The sequence below is a fragment of the Cyanobium gracile PCC 6307 genome, from assembly GCF_000316515.1.
Taxonomy (GTDB): Bacteria; Cyanobacteriota; Cyanobacteriia; order PCC-6307; family Cyanobiaceae; genus Cyanobium; species Cyanobium gracile.
Map to the genome: position 1 here is coordinate 3,066,318 of NC_019675.1, position 17,425 is coordinate 3,083,742.

General features: G+C 70.5%; 17 protein-coding genes. 12 read left to right on the forward strand and 5 right to left on the reverse strand.

Annotated features, from left to right (window positions below):
* Nucleotides 1–31 precede the first annotated feature (31 nt).
* Nucleotides 32–250, forward strand: coding sequence for a ferredoxin-thioredoxin reductase variable chain (locus CYAGR_RS14840; RefSeq protein ID WP_043325964.1), 219 nt, complete (start codon nt 32–34; stop codon nt 248–250).
* 50 nt (nt 251–300) lie between these two features.
* Here CYAGR_RS14840 and pyrR read toward each other — a convergent pair whose 3' ends face one another.
* Entirely contained in the window at nt 301–861 is a 561-nt protein-coding gene (pyrR, locus tag CYAGR_RS14845) for a bifunctional pyr operon transcriptional regulator/uracil phosphoribosyltransferase PyrR (protein WP_015110661.1), read from the reverse strand.
* Between the two features lie 193 nt (nt 862–1,054).
* Between pyrR and gpmI the strand changes: the two genes are divergently transcribed.
* From gpmI to msrB, 3 genes are read left to right on the forward strand one after another with little or no spacing between them, the layout of a single operon-like run.
* Nucleotides 1,055–2,623, forward strand: coding sequence for a 2,3-bisphosphoglycerate-independent phosphoglycerate mutase (gpmI, locus tag CYAGR_RS14850; RefSeq protein ID WP_015110662.1), 1,569 nt, complete (start codon nt 1,055–1,057; stop codon nt 2,621–2,623).
* A gap of 32 nt (nt 2,624–2,655) precedes the next feature.
* Nucleotides 2,656–2,886: a preprotein translocase subunit SecG gene (secG, locus tag CYAGR_RS14855; protein WP_015110663.1), complete on the forward strand. Its 231-nt coding sequence runs from the start codon at nt 2,656–2,658 to the stop codon at nt 2,884–2,886.
* Nucleotides 2,887–2,891: 5 nt separating this feature from the next.
* Nucleotides 2,892–3,395 (forward strand): peptide-methionine (R)-S-oxide reductase MsrB, encoded by a 504-nt coding sequence (msrB, locus tag CYAGR_RS14860; protein ID WP_015110664.1) that lies wholly within the window; start codon nt 2,892–2,894, stop codon nt 3,393–3,395.
* Here the strand turns inward: msrB and CYAGR_RS14865 are convergent.
* The 3 genes from CYAGR_RS14865 to groES all read right to left on the reverse strand — a co-directional run bounded on the left by CYAGR_RS14865 (nt 3,350) and on the right by groES (nt 7,295).
* The gene (locus tag CYAGR_RS14865; protein WP_015110665.1) at nt 3,350–4,960 is read right to left on the reverse strand and encodes a B12-binding domain-containing radical SAM protein; all 1,611 of its coding nucleotides are present in this window, start codon (nt 4,958–4,960) and stop codon (nt 3,350–3,352) included. The genes msrB and CYAGR_RS14865 overlap by 46 nt on opposite strands.
* Before the next feature lie 332 nt (nt 4,961–5,292).
* Nucleotides 5,293–6,930: a chaperonin GroEL gene (gene groL / locus CYAGR_RS14870; protein ID WP_015110666.1), complete on the reverse strand. Its 1,638-nt coding sequence runs from the start codon at nt 6,928–6,930 to the stop codon at nt 5,293–5,295.
* Nucleotides 6,931–6,983: 53 nt separating this feature from the next.
* Nucleotides 6,984–7,295 carry a co-chaperone GroES gene (gene groES, locus CYAGR_RS14875; RefSeq protein WP_015110667.1) on the reverse strand — a complete coding sequence of 104 codons (312 nt, stop codon included), beginning with the start codon at nt 7,293–7,295 and terminating at the stop codon, nt 6,984–6,986.
* 246 nt (nt 7,296–7,541) lie between these two features.
* On the opposite strand from groES, the gene atpD reads away from it, so the two are divergent.
* From atpD to CYAGR_RS14890, 3 genes are read left to right on the forward strand one after another with little or no spacing between them, the layout of a single operon-like run.
* Nucleotides 7,542–9,008, forward strand: a complete 1,467-nt coding sequence (gene atpD / locus CYAGR_RS14880; protein ID WP_015110668.1) for a F0F1 ATP synthase subunit beta — start codon at nt 7,542–7,544, stop codon at nt 9,006–9,008.
* Between the two features lie 13 nt (nt 9,009–9,021).
* The gene (atpC, locus tag CYAGR_RS14885; protein ID WP_015110669.1) at nt 9,022–9,429 is read left to right on the forward strand and encodes an ATP synthase F1 subunit epsilon; all 408 of its coding nucleotides are present in this window, start codon (nt 9,022–9,024) and stop codon (nt 9,427–9,429) included.
* Between the two features lie 31 nt (nt 9,430–9,460).
* A complete protein-coding gene (locus CYAGR_RS14890; RefSeq protein WP_015110670.1) occupies nt 9,461–10,558 on the forward strand; it encodes a rhomboid family intramembrane serine protease in 1,098 nt (365 codons plus the stop codon).
* An 18-nt stretch (nt 10,559–10,576) separates the two neighbouring features.
* Here the strand turns inward: CYAGR_RS14890 and CYAGR_RS14895 are convergent, their stop codons facing one another.
* Nucleotides 10,577–12,874, reverse strand: coding sequence for a transglycosylase domain-containing protein (locus CYAGR_RS14895; RefSeq protein ID WP_015110671.1), 2,298 nt, complete (start codon nt 12,872–12,874; stop codon nt 10,577–10,579).
* 59 nt (nt 12,875–12,933) lie between these two features.
* Here CYAGR_RS14895 and CYAGR_RS14900 point away from each other — a divergent pair, with 59 nt between their 5' ends.
* Genes CYAGR_RS14900 through CYAGR_RS14920 form a run of 5 tightly spaced genes read left to right on the forward strand, consistent with a single transcriptional unit; the run spans nt 12,934 to nt 17,421 of the window.
* Complete coding sequence (locus tag CYAGR_RS14900) at nt 12,934–13,218, forward strand: hypothetical protein (protein WP_015110672.1); 285 nt, start codon at nt 12,934–12,936, stop codon at nt 13,216–13,218.
* Nucleotides 13,215–13,958 carry an FHA domain-containing protein gene (locus CYAGR_RS14905; protein WP_015110673.1) on the forward strand — a complete coding sequence of 248 codons (744 nt, stop codon included), beginning with the start codon at nt 13,215–13,217 and terminating at the stop codon, nt 13,956–13,958. The genes CYAGR_RS14900 and CYAGR_RS14905 overlap by 4 nt, the downstream gene beginning before the upstream one ends.
* Nucleotides 13,955–15,310 carry a protein kinase domain-containing protein gene (locus CYAGR_RS14910; RefSeq protein WP_015110674.1) on the forward strand — a complete coding sequence of 452 codons (1,356 nt, stop codon included), beginning with the start codon at nt 13,955–13,957 and terminating at the stop codon, nt 15,308–15,310. The genes CYAGR_RS14905 and CYAGR_RS14910 overlap by 4 nt, the downstream gene beginning before the upstream one ends.
* A 3-nt stretch (nt 15,311–15,313) precedes the next feature.
* Nucleotides 15,314–16,051 (forward strand): vWA domain-containing protein, encoded by a 738-nt coding sequence (locus tag CYAGR_RS14915; RefSeq protein ID WP_015110675.1) that lies wholly within the window; start codon nt 15,314–15,316, stop codon nt 16,049–16,051.
* Nucleotides 16,045–17,421 carry a protein phosphatase 2C domain-containing protein gene (locus CYAGR_RS14920; RefSeq protein ID WP_043325967.1) on the forward strand — a complete coding sequence of 459 codons (1,377 nt, stop codon included), beginning with the start codon at nt 16,045–16,047 and terminating at the stop codon, nt 17,419–17,421. The genes CYAGR_RS14915 and CYAGR_RS14920 overlap by 7 nt, the downstream gene beginning before the upstream one ends.
* Nucleotides 17,422–17,425: the final 4 nt, after the last annotated feature.

Sequence of the window (17,425 nt, forward strand, 5' to 3'; positions counted from 1 at the left end):
CAGGATGACCGCGCAGAGCGTCCCAGTGGTCATGGAGCCAGGCGATCAGGTCAGGGTGTGCCGCAGTGTGGTCGTCTACAACCACCCCCAGCACCGGGGGGAGGCCTTTGACATGGAGGGGCAGCAGGGCGAGGTGCTCAACGTGCTGAACGACTGGAAGGGGCGCCCCATCAGTCCGACCCTGCCCGTGGTGGTGGCCTTCGGCAAGTTCCGGGCCCATTTCCGCGCCGACGAGCTCGCCGCCGTCTGATGGCGCGGTGAGGTCGCCCCGAGCCTGAGGCCGCCTCAGTCCCGCAGGAGTTAGTCCCGCAGCAGGTAGACCCCCTCCTCGCCATCGATGGCCTGGAGGCAGAGCTGGATCGTCTCGTGGCGCGCTGTCGGCACCACTCGGCCGCAGAAATCGGGCTGAATCGGCAGTTCCCGGTGCCCTCGGTCGACCATCACCAGCAGCCCCACGCGGCGGGGACGGCCCCAGCCCTGCAGGGCCTCCAGGGCGGCCCGCACCGTGCGGCCGGTGAAGATGACGTCATCGACGAGCACCACCTGGCGCCCGTCCACCGGCACCGGCAGCTGGGTGGCCTCCACCAGGCGGGTGCCCACCCGCTCCAGGTCGTCGCGGTGGAAGGTGGGGTCGAGGCTGCCGTGGGCGATCGGATGGCCGCAGATCGCCTCCAGCCGCCCGGCCAGCACCCGTGCCAGGGCCACGCCGCGGGTGGGGATGCCCAGCAGCACGAGGTCCCGGCTGTCGGCCACCGCCTCCAGCACCTGGGAGGCGAGCCTGTCGAGGGTGCGTCCCAGGTCCTGGGCGGAGAGCAGTTCCAGCCGGTCGGAGGAACCCGATGCGACCTGAGTTCTGGCCACAAAGCGTATGGCGTGTAACCAAAGCCTGACGCATCCACGCCGGAAGAAGGTGATCTTGAAGGGGGGCTGTAGGTTGGCGTGGCGTTGAAACGTGCAGTTTTTCTCGCTGGTGAAAGCAGCTCCCTCCCAGAAGCAGTCCGCCGGCGGCACCGGCGAACGCGTCCCCTGCGAGACGGCTGCCCCCGTCGCCCCCATGGTTCTGGCCATCCTCGATGGCTGGGGATACAGCCCGGAGGCCGATCACAACGCCGTGAGGAAAGCGGACACCCCGGTGATGGATGCCCTCTGGCATGCCTACCCCCACACCCTGATCGAAGCCAGCGGTGCTGCCGTGGGCCTGCCGGATCACCAGATGGGCAATTCGGAGGTGGGGCACCTCACCATCGGCTCCGGCCGGATCATCCGCCAGGAGCTGGTGCGGATCGGCCAGGCGGTGCGCAACGGCTCCATTGCCGAGAACCAGGCCCTCAACGACCTGGGTGACACCCTGCTGGCCAGCGGCCGTCCCCTGCATCTGATCGGCCTCTGCTCCGATGGCGGCGTCCACAGCCATGTCGACCACCTCGGCGGCCTGCTGCGCTGGGCCGCCGGCCGCGGCCTCAGCGACGTCCTCATCCACGTGGTCACCGATGGCCGCGACTCGGCCCCCCATGGGGGGCCGGGTTTCCTGGCCAGGATCCAGGCGATGATCGACGAGGCCGGTGTCGGCCGGATCGCCACCCTCTGCGGCCGCTACTGGGCCATGGACCGCGACCAGCGCTGGGAGCGCACCGAGAAGGCCTACCGCCTGCTCACCGAGCCGTCCGAGATCTGCCCCTTCACCCCGGCGGAGGTGCTGAAGGGTTCCTATGCGGCCGGCATCACCGATGAATTCCTGGAGCCCGTGCGCCTCACCGAGGGGCTACTGGAGAGCGGTGATGGCCTGGTCTGCTTCAACTTCCGCCCCGACCGGGTGCGCCAGATCATCCGCGCCCTGGTCCTGCCGGAGTTCGACGGCTTCCCACGGGAATGGCTGGGCCCCCTCCATGTGGTCACCTTCACCCAGTACGAGCAGGGCCTGCCCGTGCAGGTGGCCTTCCCGCCCGAATCCCTCGACGGCCTTCTCGGCCAGGTGGTCTCCGAGCACGGTCTGCGCCAGTTCCGCACCGCCGAGACCGAGAAATATCCGCATGTCACGTACTTCATGAACGGCGGCATCGAGCAGGCCTTCCCCGGCGAAGACCGCCACCTGGTGCCCTCCCCCCGTGTGGCCACCTACGACCAGGCCCCGGCGATGTCGGCCGAGAAGCTCACCGACAGCTGCATCGCCGCCATCGGCAAGGGGATCTACGCGCTGGTGGTGATCAACTACGCCAACCCCGACATGGTGGGCCACACCGGCCAGATGGAGGCCGCCACCGAAGCCATCGCCACGGTCGACCGCTGCGTGGGCCGGCTGGTGGAGGCCACCACCCGCATGGGCGGCAGCCTGCTGATCACCGCCGACCACGGCAACGCCGAGGTGATGCAGGGCCCTGATGGCCTCCCCTGGACCGCCCACACCACCAACCCGGTGCCGGTGATCCTGGTGGAGGGCGAGAAGCGCAAGCTGCCGGGCCATGGCAATGACGTCACCCTGAGGGAACACGGCGGTCTGGCGGACATCGCGCCGACCCTGCTGGAGATCCTGGGTCTGCCCAAGCCCGCCCGCATGACCGGCACCTCCCTGGTGGTGCCGGCCTCGGTGCCCGCTGCCCGCATCCCCCAGACCCTCGGCGCCTGAGGCTGCGGGCCTGCCGCGGCTAGGCTGGCCCGATGGTCAAGAACATCGTCTCCTCGCTCTGGATGCTCAGCGGTGCGCTGCTGATCGTGAGCGTGCTGCTCCACAGCCCCAAGGGGGATGGCATGGGGGGCCTGGCCTCCAGTGGCGGCTCAATGTTCAGCAGCGCCCGCAGCGCCGAGAACACCCTCAACCGCATCACCTGGACCCTGCTGTCCCTGTTCCTGGGGCTGGCCGTGGTGCTGAGCGCCGGCTGGCTGGGCTGAACGGGATGGACCGCCGCAACTTTCTCTCCGGCCTTCTGGCCCGGCTGGGGGCACCCCTGGCGGGGCTGCTGCCCTTCCTGACGGCCTCCAAAGCCCTGGCGGCCGCCAAGGCCACCGATCCGGCCTGGCAGCTGAGTCCGGCGGAATGGAGGAAGCGCCTCACACCGGCGGCCTATGCCGTGCTGCGGGACGAGGGCACCGAGCGTCCCTTCAGCAGCCCGCTCAACAAGGAGAAGCGCAGCGGCACCTACGTCTGCGCCGGCTGCCGCCTGCCCCTGTTCTCCTCCAAGGCCAAGTTCGACTCAGGCACCGGCTGGCCCAGCTTCTGGCAACCCCTGCCCAACGCGGTGGCCACGAAAACCGACTTCAAGCTGATCCTGCCGCGCACCGAATACCACTGCCGCCGCTGCGGCGGCCACCAGGGCCATGTCTTCGACGACGGACCCAGGCCCACCGGCAAGCGCTACTGCAACAACGGGGTGGCCCTGGCCTTCGTGACGGGGGTCTGAGCAGCCTGCGGCGGTGGTGGCGGCGCTCTGAGCGGATCGTGCCCCAGTTGCTGGCCGATGCGCTCGCGCGCCAGCTGGCGGTATTCGAAGAAGTGTTCGCCGGTGGCGCAGAGGCCGAGGTAGACGGCCAGCAGTCGGGGTTGTTGCCGTGCCATCTGCCACAGCTGCCGCCAGAACTGGCCGCGGAGTTCAGGGCGGCGCAGCCCCTGGTGCCAGACCAGCAGGGCCAGCAGCCGCACGGCCCGGGCCGGTGGCACGTGCATCTGCTGGGAGCAGTGGGGATTGGGGGTGATGGCGAGGCAGTGGCGCAGGCAGCGCTCCAGATAGGTGGCGGGCTCATACATCCGCCAGAGGGCCTGCACATACTCGTGGCCGATGTCCCGGGGCGGACGGGAGGGTACGAAGTTCATCAGGGTGTTCTGGTCGCCGCAGCAGCTATCGGCATCCGGCAACAGTCGCCCCTCCTGCTCCAGCCGGGTCCACAGGGCCGTGTTGGGAGGGGCCTGGAGGATGCCCAGCATCGGCTGGGGAATGGCCGTCTCAGCGACGAAGGCTTCGATACGCTCTCCTGCTCCTGATCGTTCTCCGTCGAAGCCGAGGATGAAGCCGGCGTAGATGACCAGCCCCGCCGCATTGATCTTGCGGCAGGCTTCCGCCAGGGGATGGCGGGTGTTCTGCTGCTTGCGGGTGACCTCGAGACTTTCCTGGTCGGGGGTCTCGATGCCCAGGAAGACCCCGAAGAAGCCGGCCCGGGCCATCAGCTCCAGGAGCTCAGGCTGTTCGGCCAGATTCACGGAGGCTTCGGTCAGGAAGTTGAAGGGGTAGCGATGGTCCTGCATCCAGGGAATCAGATCGTTCAGCAGACGCTTGACGTTGTGCTGATTGCCGATGAAGTTGTCATCCACCATGAAGATGGATCCCCGCCAGCCCAGGTTGTAGAGGGTCTGCAGTTCCGCCAGGATCTGGTGGTTGTCCTTGGTCCGCGGCTTTCGGCCGTACAGGCTGACGATGTCGCAGAACTCGCAGTTGAACGGACAGCCGCGGGAGAACTGCACCGCCATCATCAGGTAGGCATCGCGTTGCAGCAGGTCGTAGCGGGGCCTGGGGCTGAGGCTGACATCCGGCTTCTCCAGGGCACGGAACTGACCGGCAGGCTCGCCGCGCTCGAGGGCCGCCAGGAAGGCGGGAACGGTGATCTCGCCCTCATCCAGGACCAGGTAGTGGGCGCCGGATTGCAGCGCATGCTCCGGCAGCGAGGTGGGATAGGGGCCGCCCACCGCCACCTTCTTGCCCATCCTCACCGCCTTGCGGATCAGATGGTGAAAGTCTTCGCGCTGCACCATCATCGCCGAGACGATCACGAGGTCGCACCACAGCCAGTCGTCCTCCGGCTCCTCGGCGACGTTCCTGTCGTGGAAGCGCAGATGCCATTGCGGTGGCAGCAGGGAGGCCACCGTGAGGATCCCCAGCGGCGGGATGAACGCCTTCACGCCGGCCATCTCCAGGAACCGGTCGAACGACCAGAACGTTTTCGGGAAGTGGGGATAGAGGAGGAGGGCGTTCATCACAGCGGCAGCACGATGGCGATGGCCCGGCCGTGGGTGCCGGTCCGTTCCGAGTATTCCCCTCAAACGTAGGCAGCCGGAACAGAATCACGTTTCCACAACACATTTCTTGCCTCCATTTCCCGGCCTTTTGCTGGAGCGGAAGTGGTACTCTCCGCCCGTTCTGGGTGATGCGATCCTGCGCCATCAATGCAGCAGCTTCACGGCGAATCTCCGGCTCTCGGGTCTTTGATCATCTCTGCGATGGACACGAACGCAGAAAAAAGCGCCCCCGCAGGGGCGCTTGGAACGGAAGGCGAAGGACTGGAGATCTGACGCTGACCGCAGGGCGATCAGTAGTCGAAGTCGCCGCCCATGCCGCCACCGCCACCGGCGGGAGCTGCTTCCTTCTTCTCGGGCAGGTCGGCCACGATGCACTCGGTGGTGAGCACCATGCCGGCGATCGAGGCGGCGTTCTGCAGGCCGGAGCGGGTCACCTTGGCGGGATCCACGATGCCGGCGGCCAGCATGTCGACGTACTCACCGGTGGCGGCGTTGTAGCCCTCGTTGAAGGGCTTGTTGCGCACGTGCTCAGCGACGACGGCGCCGTTGACGCCGGCGTTCTCAGCGATCCGCTTGAGCGGGGCGGTGAGGGACGAGGCCACGATGGTGGCGCCGATCAGCTCCTCGCCGGAGAGGTTCGCAGCCGCCCACTCCTCAAGGGCCGGGGCCAGGTGGGCCAGGGTGGTGCCACCGCCGGGGACGATGCCTTCCTCAACGGCCGCCTTGGTGGCGTTGATGGCATCTTCCAGGCGCAGCTTCTTGTCCTTCATCTCGGTCTCGGTGGCGGCACCCACCTTGACCACGGCCACACCGCCGCTCAGCTTGGCCAGACGCTCCTGCAGCTTCTCCTTGTCGTAGGAGGAGTCGGTTTCGTCCATCTGCTTGCGGATCTGCTCGCAGCGGGCCTTCACCGCCGCCTCGTTGCCTTCGGCGACGATGGTGGTGGTGTCCTTGTTGATGGTGATGCGGCGGGCGGTGCCCAGCATCTCCAGCTTGGTGTTCTCCAGCTTGAGGCCGGCGTCCTCGGTGATCAGCTGACCGTTGGTGAGAACGGCGATGTCCTCGAGCATGGCCTTGCGGCGGTCACCGAAGCCGGGAGCCTTGACGGCGGCGACGTTCAGGACGCCGCGCAGACGGTTCACCACCAGGGTGGCGAGGGCTTCCTTCTCGATGTCCTCGGCGATGATCAGCAGGGGCTTGCCGGTGCGGGCGATCTGCTCGAGCACGGGCACCAGATCCTGCACCAGGCCGATCTTCTTGTCGGTGAGCAGGATGTAGGGCTCGTCGAGCACCGCTTCCATCCGCTCGGTGTCGGTGGCGAAGTAGGGCGAGATGTAGCCCTTGTCGAAGCGCATGCCTTCGGTGACCTCCAGTTCGGTGGTCATCGACTTGCCTTCCTCGAGGGAGATGACGCCCTCCTTGCCCACCTTGTCCATGGCATCCGCGATCATGCGGCCCACTTCTTCGTCGTTGCCGGCGGAGATGGTGCCCACCTGGGCGATGGCGTTGGAGTCGGAGATCGGCTTGGCGTGCTCCTCGATCTTGCCGACGAGGAATTCGGTGGCCTTGTCGATGCCCTTCTTCAGGGTGATGGCGTTGGCGCCGGCGGCCACGTTGCGCAGACCCGCCTTGACCATGGCGTGGGCCAGGACGGTGGCGGTCGTGGTGCCGTCACCGGCGGCGTCGTTGGTCTTGGAGGCGGCCTGACGGATCAGGGCCACACCGGTGTTCTCGATGTGATCCTCCAGTTCGATCTCCTTGGCGATCGTGACGCCGTCGTTGATGATCTGGGGAGCGCCGAATTTCTTCTCCAGCACCACGTTGCGGCCCTTGGGACCCAGGGTGACGGCAACGGCTTCGGCAAGGATGTCGATGCCCCGTTCGAGCGCCCGGCGGGCTTGCTCGTTATAGATGATGCGTTTGGCCATGGAAGAAAAAAGATTGCTTGGTGGAAGGTGATGCCGACGGAAACGCCGTCAGATCAGTTGACGACGGCCAGGATGTCCTTTTCGGACAGGAGCACGTACTCGTCGGTGCCGAGCTTGATGTCGGTGCCGGCGTACTTGCTGTAAAGCACCTTGTCGCCGACGCCCACTTCAGGGGCCTGACGGGAGCCGTCGTCGTTGCGCTTGCCGGGACCGATCTGGACCACTTCGCCCACCTGGGGCTTTTCCTTGGCGGTGTCGGGCAGGAGGATGCCACCGGCGGTTTTCTCCTCCGATTCGGACACCTTGATGAAGACGCGATCTCCGAGGGGTTTGACCGTGGAGACGCTGAGAGAAACGGCAGCCATGAATTGACGCGATGGATGGACGCGAAGGCAGCGACGGATGACGGCCGGGGCCGGCGCGTCGCTGGGATGGGGCGAGTTGGCACTCGCGCCCTTCGACTGCCAACCTAGGTGGCGCCTCCGCTGTGCCGCCATCCCCGGGCTGTGCGGGTGACCGAACCGCAGGCTGTCAGGCCCCCTCGGTGGTAAGGTTGCGCCGCTTCAGACGGGTGCAGGATCCCGCTGGCACCCCCCCTTCCTTCCTTACCTATGGCTGCTGCCGCTCCCGCCGTCCCTGGTACCAAAGGCACCGTGCGCCAGGTGATCGGCCCCGTGCTCGACGTGGAATTTCCTGCGGGCAAGCTGCCCAAGATCTTCAACGCCCTTCGCATTGAGGGCACCAACTCCGCCGGCCAGCAGGTCGCCCTTACCGCCGAGGTGCAGCAGCTGCTGGGCGACCACCGGGTCCGCGCCGTGGCCATGAGCAGCACTGACGGCCTGGTGCGCGGCATGAGCGCCCTCGACACCGGCGCCCCCATCTCCGTCCCCGTGGGTGAGGCCACCCTGGGCCGCATCTTCAACGTGCTGGGTGAGCCCGTCGACGAGCAGGGCCCCGTCAGCAGCACCATGACGGCCCCGATCCACCGCCAGGCCCCCAAGCTCACCGAGCTGGAGACCAAGCCCCGCGTCTTCGAGACCGGTATCAAGGTGATCGACCTGCTGGCCCCCTACCGCCAGGGCGGCAAGGTGGGCCTGTTCGGTGGCGCCGGTGTCGGCAAGACCGTTCTGATCCAGGAGCTGATCAACAACATCGCCAAGGAGCACGGCGGCGTCTCGGTGTTCGGCGGCGTGGGCGAGCGCACCCGTGAGGGCAACGACCTGTACGAGGAATTCAAGGAGTCCGGCGTGATCAACGCCGACGACCTCTCCAAGTCGAAGGTGGCCCTCTGCTACGGCCAGATGAACGAGCCCCCCGGCGCCCGCATGCGCGTGGGCCTGTCGGCGCTCACCATGGCCGAGCACTTCCGTGACGTGAACAAGCAGGACGTGCTGCTGTTCATCGACAACATCTTCCGCTTCGTTCAGGCCGGCTCGGAAGTGAGCGCCCTGCTGGGCCGCATGCCTTCGGCCGTGGGCTACCAGCCCACCCTCGGCACCGACGTGGGTGAGCTGCAGGAGCGCATCACCTCCACCCTGGAGGGTTCGATCACCTCGATCCAGGCCGTCTACGTCCCTGCCGACGACCTCACCGATCCGGCCCCCGCCACCACCTTCGCCCACCTTGACGCCACCACCGTGCTGAGCCGCGGTCTGGCCTCCAAGGGCATCTACCCGGCGGTGGATCCCCTCGATTCCACCAGCACCATGCTCCAGCCCGCCGTCGTCGGCGACGAGCACTACCGCACCGCCCGAGCCGTCCAGTCCACCCTGCAGCGCTACAAGGAACTGCAGGACATCATCGCGATCCTGGGTCTGGACGAACTCTCCGAAGACGACCGCCGCACGGTGGACCGGGCCCGCAAGATCGAGAAGTTCCTCTCCCAGCCGTTCTTCGTCGCCGAGATCTTCACCGGCCAGTCCGGTGAGTACGTGAAGCTCGAAGACACCATCAAGGGCTTCAACATGATCCTCGCCGGTGAACTCGACGACCTGCCCGAAGCCGCCTTCTACCTGGTGGGCAACATCGATCAGGTGAAGGCCAAGGCCGCCAAGATCCTCGCCGACGCCAAGTCCTGATCCGGGAAACCCCATGACCCTCACCCTGCGCGTCCTCGCCCCCGATCAGAGCGTCTTCGACGGCACCGCCGACGAAGTCATCCTGCCCGGCACCACCGGCCAGCTCGGCATCCTCACCGGCCACGTCTCCATGCTCACCGCCCTCGAGAGCGGCGTGCTGCGGGTGCGGGAAGGCGCTAACTGGCAGTCGATCGCCCTGATGGGGGGCTTCGCCGAGGTGGTCGCCAATGAGGTCACCGTGCTCGTCAACGGCGCCGAACTGGGCAGCAGCATCAATGCCGCCGCCGCTCAGAGCGATTTCGAAGCGGCCCAGCAGGCCGCGGCGGCGCTGGAAGGCTCCGACCCCAGCCCCGAGAAGGTGAAGGCCCAGCAGGCTCTGGCCCGCGCCCGCGCCCGTCTCCAGGCCAGCAAGGGCGCCTGATCGCGCCCCTGCGGAGCGGGATGCCGCGGCCATGGGCAAGGGTCGGGAGCTGGGTCTGCAGCTGCGGGAGTGGATCGCCACCGGTGCCGTCAGCCTGGACAACCCCCAGGCCCTCGCCAACCGCCTGATCGACGCCCTCGGGGCGGAGGATACCTTGCGCGGTCCCGTGCGGGACCTGGCCACCCAGCCCCTGCTGCAGAGGGTGCTGCAGCTCCAGGGGGGTCCCCAGCGCAGTGCCGTCGCCGCCCTCAGCAGCCATCTGGCCGGGATCTACGCCCCGGCCGTGCTGGCCGAACTGCTCGACCTGCTTGAGGCCTGCTCCGGCGTGGCCACCTCCAGGCCCGGCTCCGCCGCGGCTGGCACCGGTTCCCCGGCCGCCGCCCTTCCCCTGGGCCGGCTGGAGGCCCTGCGCCCCCTCGGCCCCGGGCTGGCCCTGGCCGCCGCCTCGGCCCCGGTGCTGTTCTGGGCCGGCGGCGAGCTGGACCAGTGGTTCTTCGATCCCTGGGGCTGGGGCAGCGGCCCGGTGCTGGTGGTGGCCCTGGCCCTGATTCAGGCCCTGGCCCTGGGCCCCCTCAAGGACCTGCGCCGCCGCTGGCCCCTGAGCCTCGAGGCCAGCGGTGACCCCCACCGCGCCTGGTGCTGGATCACGGCCCCCTGGATCCATGCCGCCAACGGCGAGGCCCTGCTCAACCTGGGGATCCTGGTGATCGTGCTGGGCGGCACGCCGCTGCCGCTCTCCTCCCTGCTGCTGCGCTACGCGCTCGTCGCCCTGGCCACCACGGCGCCGGCGGTGCTGGTGGCCCGCCGGGCCCGGGTGCTGCGGCAATGGGACGGCGCGTCCGGGCCCATCGCCGCCCTCATCGCCCTGGCCTGCAGCCTCAGCCTGCTGCACTGGAAGGTGCATCCCTTCGTGGTCGGTGAGGTCGACTTTCCGGCCTGGGTGCTGCTGGTGGTGTACGGGGCGCTGCAGCTGGGCTGGCAGCTGCCCCGCCGCGATCCCCAGGACACCAGCACCCCCCTCGCCCGGCTCCTGAGCAGCCCCTGGTGCTGGGGGACCCTGGCCGGCATCGCCTGGGCCCTGGTGACCCGGGCTCAGGAGCTGGGCAGGGGCCTGGGCTGGCTGGGCTGAGGGGCTCGCCTGGCCGCTTCAGCCCGCCAGGGCCCGCATGTACCGTCCCCAGAGCTCGGCCACGAGGGCGCCGGAGGCGGCCTCGGCGGGGCGGTTGTCATCGTTGCCCATCCAGATGCCGGTGAGGATGCGGCTGGAGGGGGAGTAGCCCACGAACAGCACATCGACGCCGTTGTCGGTGGTGCCGGTCTTGCCGCGGGCATCGGCCACCACCCCGGCGGTGCGGCCGGTGCCGCCGCTCACCACCCCCTGCAGCAGGGCATCCATCTCGGCGGCCACCGCCGGGTCGATCAGCTGCTGGGGCTTCTCGCCGATCGGTGTGGTGACGCCGGTGGCCGGACAGGTGGCCAGGGAGCGCACCGAGCCGCAGATGCCCAGGTCGTAGATGCGCGTCACGCCATGCAGGGGCACCGAGCGGCCGCCGTTGGCCACCACGGCATAGGCCCGGGCCAGTTCGTAGAGGAAGGTCTCCTTGCCGCCCAGCACCATCGAGAAGCTCTCCTCCATCGGCGTGCTGATGCCCAGCTGGCGGGCCTTGGCCACCACCTTGTTCAGGCCGGCTTGCTGGGCCAGCCGCAGGGCCACCACGTTCTCGGAGCTGGCGAAGCCCGCCGCCACGCTGGTGCTGCCACCGCCGCCCCGGCAGCCGGCCACGTAGGCCAGGGGGGCGCAGGAGACGGCATCGCCGGGTTTCGCCCCCGCCTCCAGGGCCGCCAGGAAGGCGAACAGCTTGAAGGTGGATCCGGGCTGACGCAGGGCCTGCACCCGATCGAAGCTCGAACGGCTGTAGTCGCCGCCGCCGACGTAGGCCAGGATCGCGCCGGTGGCGTAGTCGATCGAGATCAGGGCGCCCTGGGTGAGCCCGGCCCGGCCCCCCGGCCCCTCGAGGAACCCCTTCAGCTCTTTCTGGGCGATGGCCTGCAGGCGCGGATCGATGCTGCTGATCACCGCGTAGTTGCCCCGGGCCTCCGGACTGCTGAGGTCGAGGGCGAAGCGGCGTCCCTCCAGCTCGCCGATCACGTAGTCGCTGAAGAAGGGGTAGCTGGAATAGGTTGATTCGCGGCAGGCGGAGGGGTCGATGTTCAGCGGCCGGCGGCGGGCGTCGATCAGGGCCTGGTCGGAGAGATACCCCTCGGCGTGCATCCGCCCCAGCACCAGGTCGCGGCGCTCCCTGCCCCAGGTGGGGTTTCCCCGGTTGCAGGGGCTGTAGCTGTTGGGGCTCGGCAGCAGGCCCACCAGGAACGCCGATTCCGCCACGTCCAGGGCACTGGCCGACTTGCGGAAGTAGAGCTGGGCCGCCTGCTCGAAGCCCTCCGCCCCCAGGCCCAGGTAGGCCCGGTCGAGGTACATCTTGAGGATGCGGTTCTTGCTGAAGCCCGCCTCCAGCTGCCAGGCCACCCACAGCTCCCGCAGCTTGCGGGCCACCGACACGTCGGTGCCCACGGCCGGATAGACCATGCGGGCCACCTGCTGGGCCAGGCCGCTGCCGCCGCCGGTGCCCTGCACCAGGGAGCGCAGGGTGCCGAACAGGTCGATGCCGCTGTTCCAGCCGAAGCGCGAATCCTCCGAGGCGATCAGGGCCTGGCGCAGGTGCAGGGGGTAGTCGGCCAGGGTCGGCAGGGCCGTGGAGGAGCCCTCGGCCGCATCGATCTGGCGGCCGTCGGTGGAGAACACCTTCACCGGACCGCTCACCGAGCGGATCGAGGAGCCGCCGGCAACCGTGGTGGCCAGCAGCAGGCCCCCCAGGGCCACGCCCGAACCGAGGAGGGCGCCGATGGCCCCCCAGTGCACCAGCTGCCCCAGGGGGCTGCGGGGATGGCGGTACACCAGGGTGGGCGCCTCCCCCTTGAGCGGGGAGCCGAGCTGGAGCCGGTCCCCGTCCCGCAGGCGGATGGCGCGGATGCGGCGATCCCGGTGGAACAGGCCGTTGGCGGAGCCGAAGTCCTCGCCCACGTAGTCCCGGTCACCGGGCCTCTCCTGCTCGACGATGCCGTGCACCCGGCTGACGCCGGTGGCGTCGGCCTGCAGCTCGCAGAGGGGATCCCGGCCGACGCGATAGCGGCCCCCCTCCAGCGCCAGCCGCCGGCGGCACTGGCCGCCGATCCAGAGTTCCAGCCAGGCGTCGTGGTGCCTTAGCCCCACCAGGGCCGTGGTCACGGCCCGGCGACGGCCCCCATCTGCAGCCGGGCTGCGAAGGGCCTGCCAGACGCTCCGCCAACCCGCGGCGGGTTCGGGTGCGGTGGGCGTTTCGGTGCCAGGGGGGCTGCCAGGGGGGGTGATGTCGCCAGGCGACGCCTGCTCCGTCGTCCCCACCATCCCCGGCCCGTCCGCCTTGCTCCCATACGCTACCCGCAGCGATCGGAGCGGCCGGCCAGGTGGAGCAACGCCGGGATCCATGGGCACCCTTCCGCATCTGGACCGCCCTGACCATCGGGGTGTACGCGGTTCGGGCCACCTTTGCCGCCACCTGGGTGGGGGCGATCCCCGGCTGGGTGCTGCTGCTCCTGCTGCTGGTGGCGCTGCTGCTGGCCAGCTGGGCGCTGCTCTTCCCCGGGCGGGTCGTCCCCTGGCGGGAGGGGGAACCGGTGGGCTGGTGGGGCCGGTTCCTGGCCGATCGCCGTCTCGGCCGCCGCGGCGGAGCGGTGGACGATCCGCCATGAGCGCCCTGCCCCGCCTGTTGCTGCGCGACGATCCCGGCCGGAGCGTGCCGCTCGATCCCCGCACGCCCCTCTCCATCGGCCGGGATTCGGCCAGCGGCCTCTGCCTGGCCGAGGCCCGGGGCGTCTCCCGCCACCATGCCCTGGTGCGGGTGTCGCGCACCCGGCCGGGCCAGTGGCTGCTCTGCGACACCGGCAGCGCCAACGGCACCTATCTCGAGGGGGCCCGACTCAAGGACTGCCGCCCCCTCTCCGACGGCGACGAGATCCGCCTGGGCCTGAACGGGCCGGTGCTCCAGTTCCGCGCCGGCGGCAGCCCGCCCGCCAGCGCCCCGCCGGCGTCCTCTGCCAAAGCCACCCGCGGGCGATCGGCGCCGGTGCCGGTGCCGACGGCGGTGGCCGGCCAGCTGGATTTCGCCGGCCGCTCCCTGCCCCTTGATCGGATCCGCTCGGCCTACGTGCGCAGCCGCCGGCGCCATCCCCAGGCCTTCAGCTGGTGCCTGCTGCTCTGCCTGGGCGGGCTGCTGCTGCTCCCCTTCCCCTGGCTGTTCTGGCCGCTGCAGGCGGGGGCGCTGGCGGGCTGGATCCTGCTGGGCTCCCGCTGGGAGCATCTGCTGGAGGTGACGCTCCAGGACGGCCTGGCCTACCGGCACCGCTTCGACAGCCTGGCGACGGCCCTGGCCCACCGCAACGGCATCCGCCGAGCGATGGCGGCGGCGGCGCAGGCCGGGAGGCGGCCATGAACTGGATCCTGCCGGAGGGGGCCAGCCTCGGCTTTGAGGGGCTGGCGGCCCCGCTGCGGATCGTCCGCGGCCTCGGGGGCGGCACCCAGGGCCAGGTGTACGAGGTTGAGCTGGAGGGCGAGCGGCTGGCCCTGAAGTGGTATCTACCGGCCTGCATCGCCCGCGACGCCGGCCTGGAGCGGCGCCTGGCGGCCAGCATCCGCTCGGCCGCGCCCAACGACGCCTTTCTCTGGCCGATCGCCCTGCTGCGGGCCAGCCCCGCCAGTCGGTCCCTGATCCGCATCCGCGAGGAGAGCTTCGGCTACCTGATGCCCCTGCGGCCCGCCGCCTATGTGGGCGCCAGCGAGCATGCCGCCGGCCGGCTGGCGATCGGCCTGCGCCAGGTGCTGCGGGCCTGCTTCGGTCTGGCCGACGCCTTCCACGCCCTGCACCTGGCGGGCCTCTGCTACAAGGACGTCTCCCTGGGCAACCTCTTCCTGGAGCCCGGCGGCGGCGGCATCCTCATCTGCGACAACGACAACGTCGCCGTGGACGGGGCCGACCAGGGCGCGGTGCTGGGCACCCCGGGTTTCATGGCCCCGGAAGTTCTGCTGGGGCAGGCCCGGCCCGGGGCCGACAGCGACCTCTTCTCCCTGGCGGTACTGCTGTTCCGGCTGCTCACCCGCCACGACCCCCTCAAGGGCCAGATGGAGCTGGCGATCCGCTGCCTCGACGAGCCGGCCCGCCGTCGCCTCTACGGCGAGGACCCGGTGTTCATCTTCGATCCGGTGGACGTCCGCAACCGGCCCGACCCGATCGAGCACGCCGCAGCCCTGATCACCTGGCCCATCTACCCCCGCCGCCTAAAGGCCCTGTTCGAGCAGACCTTCTGCCGCGGCATGACGCAGCCCTCCCGCCGGACCCTCACCGGCCAGTGGAAGCAGGAGCTGGCCCGCACCCTTGATCAACGCACCCTCTGCCCCGCCTGCGGCCAGGAGAACTTCCAGGCCGCAGGCGCGCCGGCGCTGTGCTGGAGCTGCGGCAGCCCCCTGCCGCAGCCGATCACCCTGTCCCTGCCCCGGGGCTCGGTGCTGGCCGCCCCGGACAACGAGATCTACCCCCACCACTTCGATGCCCTGGTCGGGGAGGATCTGCGCAGGCCGTTCGCCCGGGTGGTGGCCCATCCCCAGGAGCCCCGACGCCTGGGACTGTGCAATCTCTCGTCCGCCGCCTGGAGCGCCGAGGCCGCCGATGGCCGCAGCTGGCCGGTGGGCCCTGGCGAGAGCTGTAGCCTCGCGGCACTGTCCCGAATCCTCACCCCGGCGGGTCCGATCGCCGTGCAGCGCCCCATCCCGCCAGCCCCCGCCGCCTGAGAGATGCCGTTTCCCGACGTCAAGCTGGCCAACCGGCCGCTCCATTTCCTCTACCTGTGCGACTGCTCCGGCTCCATGGCCGCCTCGGGCAAGATGCAGGCCCTCAACCAGGCCATCCGCCAGTCGCTGCCGGGCATGGCGGCGGTCGCCCGGGACAACCCGGAGGCCCGGGTGCTGGTGCGGGCCGTGAGTTTCGCCGACCGTGCCGCCTGGCACATCGCGACCCCTACGCCGGTGGAGCAGCTGGAGTGGCGGGATCTGCAGGCGGGCGGCATCACGGCGATGGGGGCCGCCCTGCAGCTCGTGGCGGCGGCGCTCCAGACCCCGCCGATGGAGGTGCGCGCCCTGCCGCCGGTGCTGGTGCTGATCTCCGATGGCCAGCCCACCGACGACTTCGCCGCCGGCCTTGAGGCCCTGCGGCGGGTGCCCTGGGCCCAGAAGGCGGTGCGCCTGGCCATCGCCCTGGGCCATGACGCCGACCTGGAGGTGCTGCAGCGGTTCATCGGCACCGAGCCGGCGACGCCCGGCCGATCCCCCCGCCGTCCGCTGCAGGCGAGCAACGCCACCTCCCTGGCCCAGTACATCCAGTGGGCCTCCACGGCGGTGGTGGGGGCCGCCTCGATGCCGGCCAGCCGGGTGAGCGAGACGCCCCTGGAGCCTGCGGCGGGCAACATCCCCCTGCCGGATCTACCCCCCACCGTGCTCGATCCCACCGACGACGTCGGTCCCGTGGTGTGGTGAACCGCTGGGTGGCGCCGATCGGTGCCAGCCGGACCGGGGCCGCCCACCGCCGCGCCGGCCGCCCCTGCCAGGACGCCGTGCTCTGCCGCGAGCTGCGGGGCCTGGAGGGGCAGCCGGTGATGGTGATGGCGGTGGCCGATGGCCATGGCGGGCGCCGCTACCGGCGCAGCGAGGTGGGCAGTCGCCTGGCCTGCGAAACGGCCCTGGCCGCGGTGCAGGGTGGCCTGGCCGCCAGGTCCCTGGACGGGGGGGAGGAGGGCTGGAGCCGCTGGTTGGAGCGGGACCTGCCCGAGGCGATCCAGCGCGGCTGGCTGGAGGCGGTGGCGGCCCACTGGCAGAGCGATCCGGGGGGGGGCGGCTTCGAGGCCCTGCTCTATGGGAGCACCCTGGGCCTGGTGGTGATGACCCCCCGCTGGTGGGGCCACACCGGCCTGGGCGACTGGGATCTGGTGCGGGTGGAGGCGGACGGCCAGGCCCGGCTGCTGGAGGAGGAGGACGAGCCCACCGCCCTCGGGGAGGCCACCTGCAGCCTCTGCCAGCCCCGGGCCGCCTCCCTGTTCGCCCGCCGGGCGGGCCTGCATCCGCTCGATGGCGGGGCCGCCGACTTCGCCCTGGTGCTCTGCACCGACGGCATCCGCAAGTCCTGTGCCACCGACGGCGACTTCCTCACCCTGGCGGCCTGGCTGGCCCGCGGCGACGGCGAAGCGGACCCCGAGGCGGCCGGCACCCTGGCGGCGGCGCTGGACCGGATCAGCCGCGAGGGCAGCGGCGACGACGTGACCGTGGCGATTGGTCGTGCCTGGAGCCCCGGCGGCGGGCCGCCACCACCCCTGCCTCCGCCGCCCGTCGCACCGGCTTCATTGGCTCCTCCGGCGCCCCCTGCAACGGAGCCCGCCCAGGAGCCCCTTCCCCGGCGGCGGCGCCCGGCGATCGGCCGGGCGGTGGCCATCGGCCTGGCCCTGGCCGGCGCCGTAGGGAGCTGGCTGGCCTGGAACTGGCCCCGCACCCCGACAGCCCTGCCGGCGGCGCCCGGCTCCCCGGGGCTGCGGGCCGCCCTCAGCGAAGTGGAACGCCTCTGCGGCCAGCCGGCCGCCATTCCCCTGGAGCTGCGCCGCCGCCGTGAGCTGTTCGTCGCCCTGAGCCAGGGCCGGCGGGATCCCGCCCCGCTGAAGGCCGCGGCCGCCGCCGATCCCCTCGCCGCCCTGATCGCCGCCGATCTCCCGGCGGTGCCGCCTGGGACGATGCGGGGGCCGGTGCCTGCCCCCAATCCCGAGCCCCGCCGTCCCCTGCGGGCCCTCGGGGCCTGCCCCGCCCTGCTGGAGGCCCTCGACCGGCAGTGGGCCGTCACCCCGGCCGCCCCCTCTCCTTGAACCC

What these genes read in the sequence shown, in the direction of transcription:
- CYAGR_RS14840 (WP_043325964.1), top strand. Translation starts at nt 32, where the DNA reads ATGGAGCCAGGCGATCAGGTCAGGGTGTGCCGCAGTGTGGTCGTCTAC.
- gpmI (WP_015110662.1), top strand. Translation starts at nt 1,055, where the DNA reads ATGGTTCTGGCCATCCTCGATGGCTGGGGATACAGCCCGGAGGCCGAT.
- secG (WP_015110663.1), top strand. Translation starts at nt 2,656, where the DNA reads ATGGTCAAGAACATCGTCTCCTCGCTCTGGATGCTCAGCGGTGCGCTG.
- msrB (WP_015110664.1), top strand. Translation starts at nt 2,892, where the DNA reads ATGGACCGCCGCAACTTTCTCTCCGGCCTTCTGGCCCGGCTGGGGGCA.
- CYAGR_RS14865 (WP_015110665.1), bottom strand. Translation starts at nt 4,960, where the DNA reads ATGAACGCCCTCCTCCTCTATCCCCACTTCCCGAAAACGTTCTGGTCG.
- groL (WP_015110666.1), bottom strand. Translation starts at nt 6,930, where the DNA reads ATGGCCAAACGCATCATCTATAACGAGCAAGCCCGCCGGGCGCTCGAA.
- groES (WP_015110667.1), bottom strand. Translation starts at nt 7,295, where the DNA reads ATGGCTGCCGTTTCTCTCAGCGTCTCCACGGTCAAACCCCTCGGAGAT.
- atpD (WP_015110668.1), top strand. Translation starts at nt 7,542, where the DNA reads ATGGCTGCTGCCGCTCCCGCCGTCCCTGGTACCAAAGGCACCGTGCGC.
- atpC (WP_015110669.1), top strand. Translation starts at nt 9,022, where the DNA reads ATGACCCTCACCCTGCGCGTCCTCGCCCCCGATCAGAGCGTCTTCGAC.
- CYAGR_RS14890 (WP_015110670.1), top strand. Translation starts at nt 9,461, where the DNA reads ATGGGCAAGGGTCGGGAGCTGGGTCTGCAGCTGCGGGAGTGGATCGCC.
- CYAGR_RS14895 (WP_015110671.1), bottom strand. Translation starts at nt 12,874, where the DNA reads ATGGTGGGGACGACGGAGCAGGCGTCGCCTGGCGACATCACCCCCCCT.
- CYAGR_RS14905 (WP_015110673.1), top strand. Translation starts at nt 13,215, where the DNA reads ATGAGCGCCCTGCCCCGCCTGTTGCTGCGCGACGATCCCGGCCGGAGC.
- CYAGR_RS14910 (WP_015110674.1), top strand. Translation starts at nt 13,955, where the DNA reads ATGAACTGGATCCTGCCGGAGGGGGCCAGCCTCGGCTTTGAGGGGCTG.
- CYAGR_RS14915 (WP_015110675.1), top strand. Translation starts at nt 15,314, where the DNA reads ATGCCGTTTCCCGACGTCAAGCTGGCCAACCGGCCGCTCCATTTCCTC.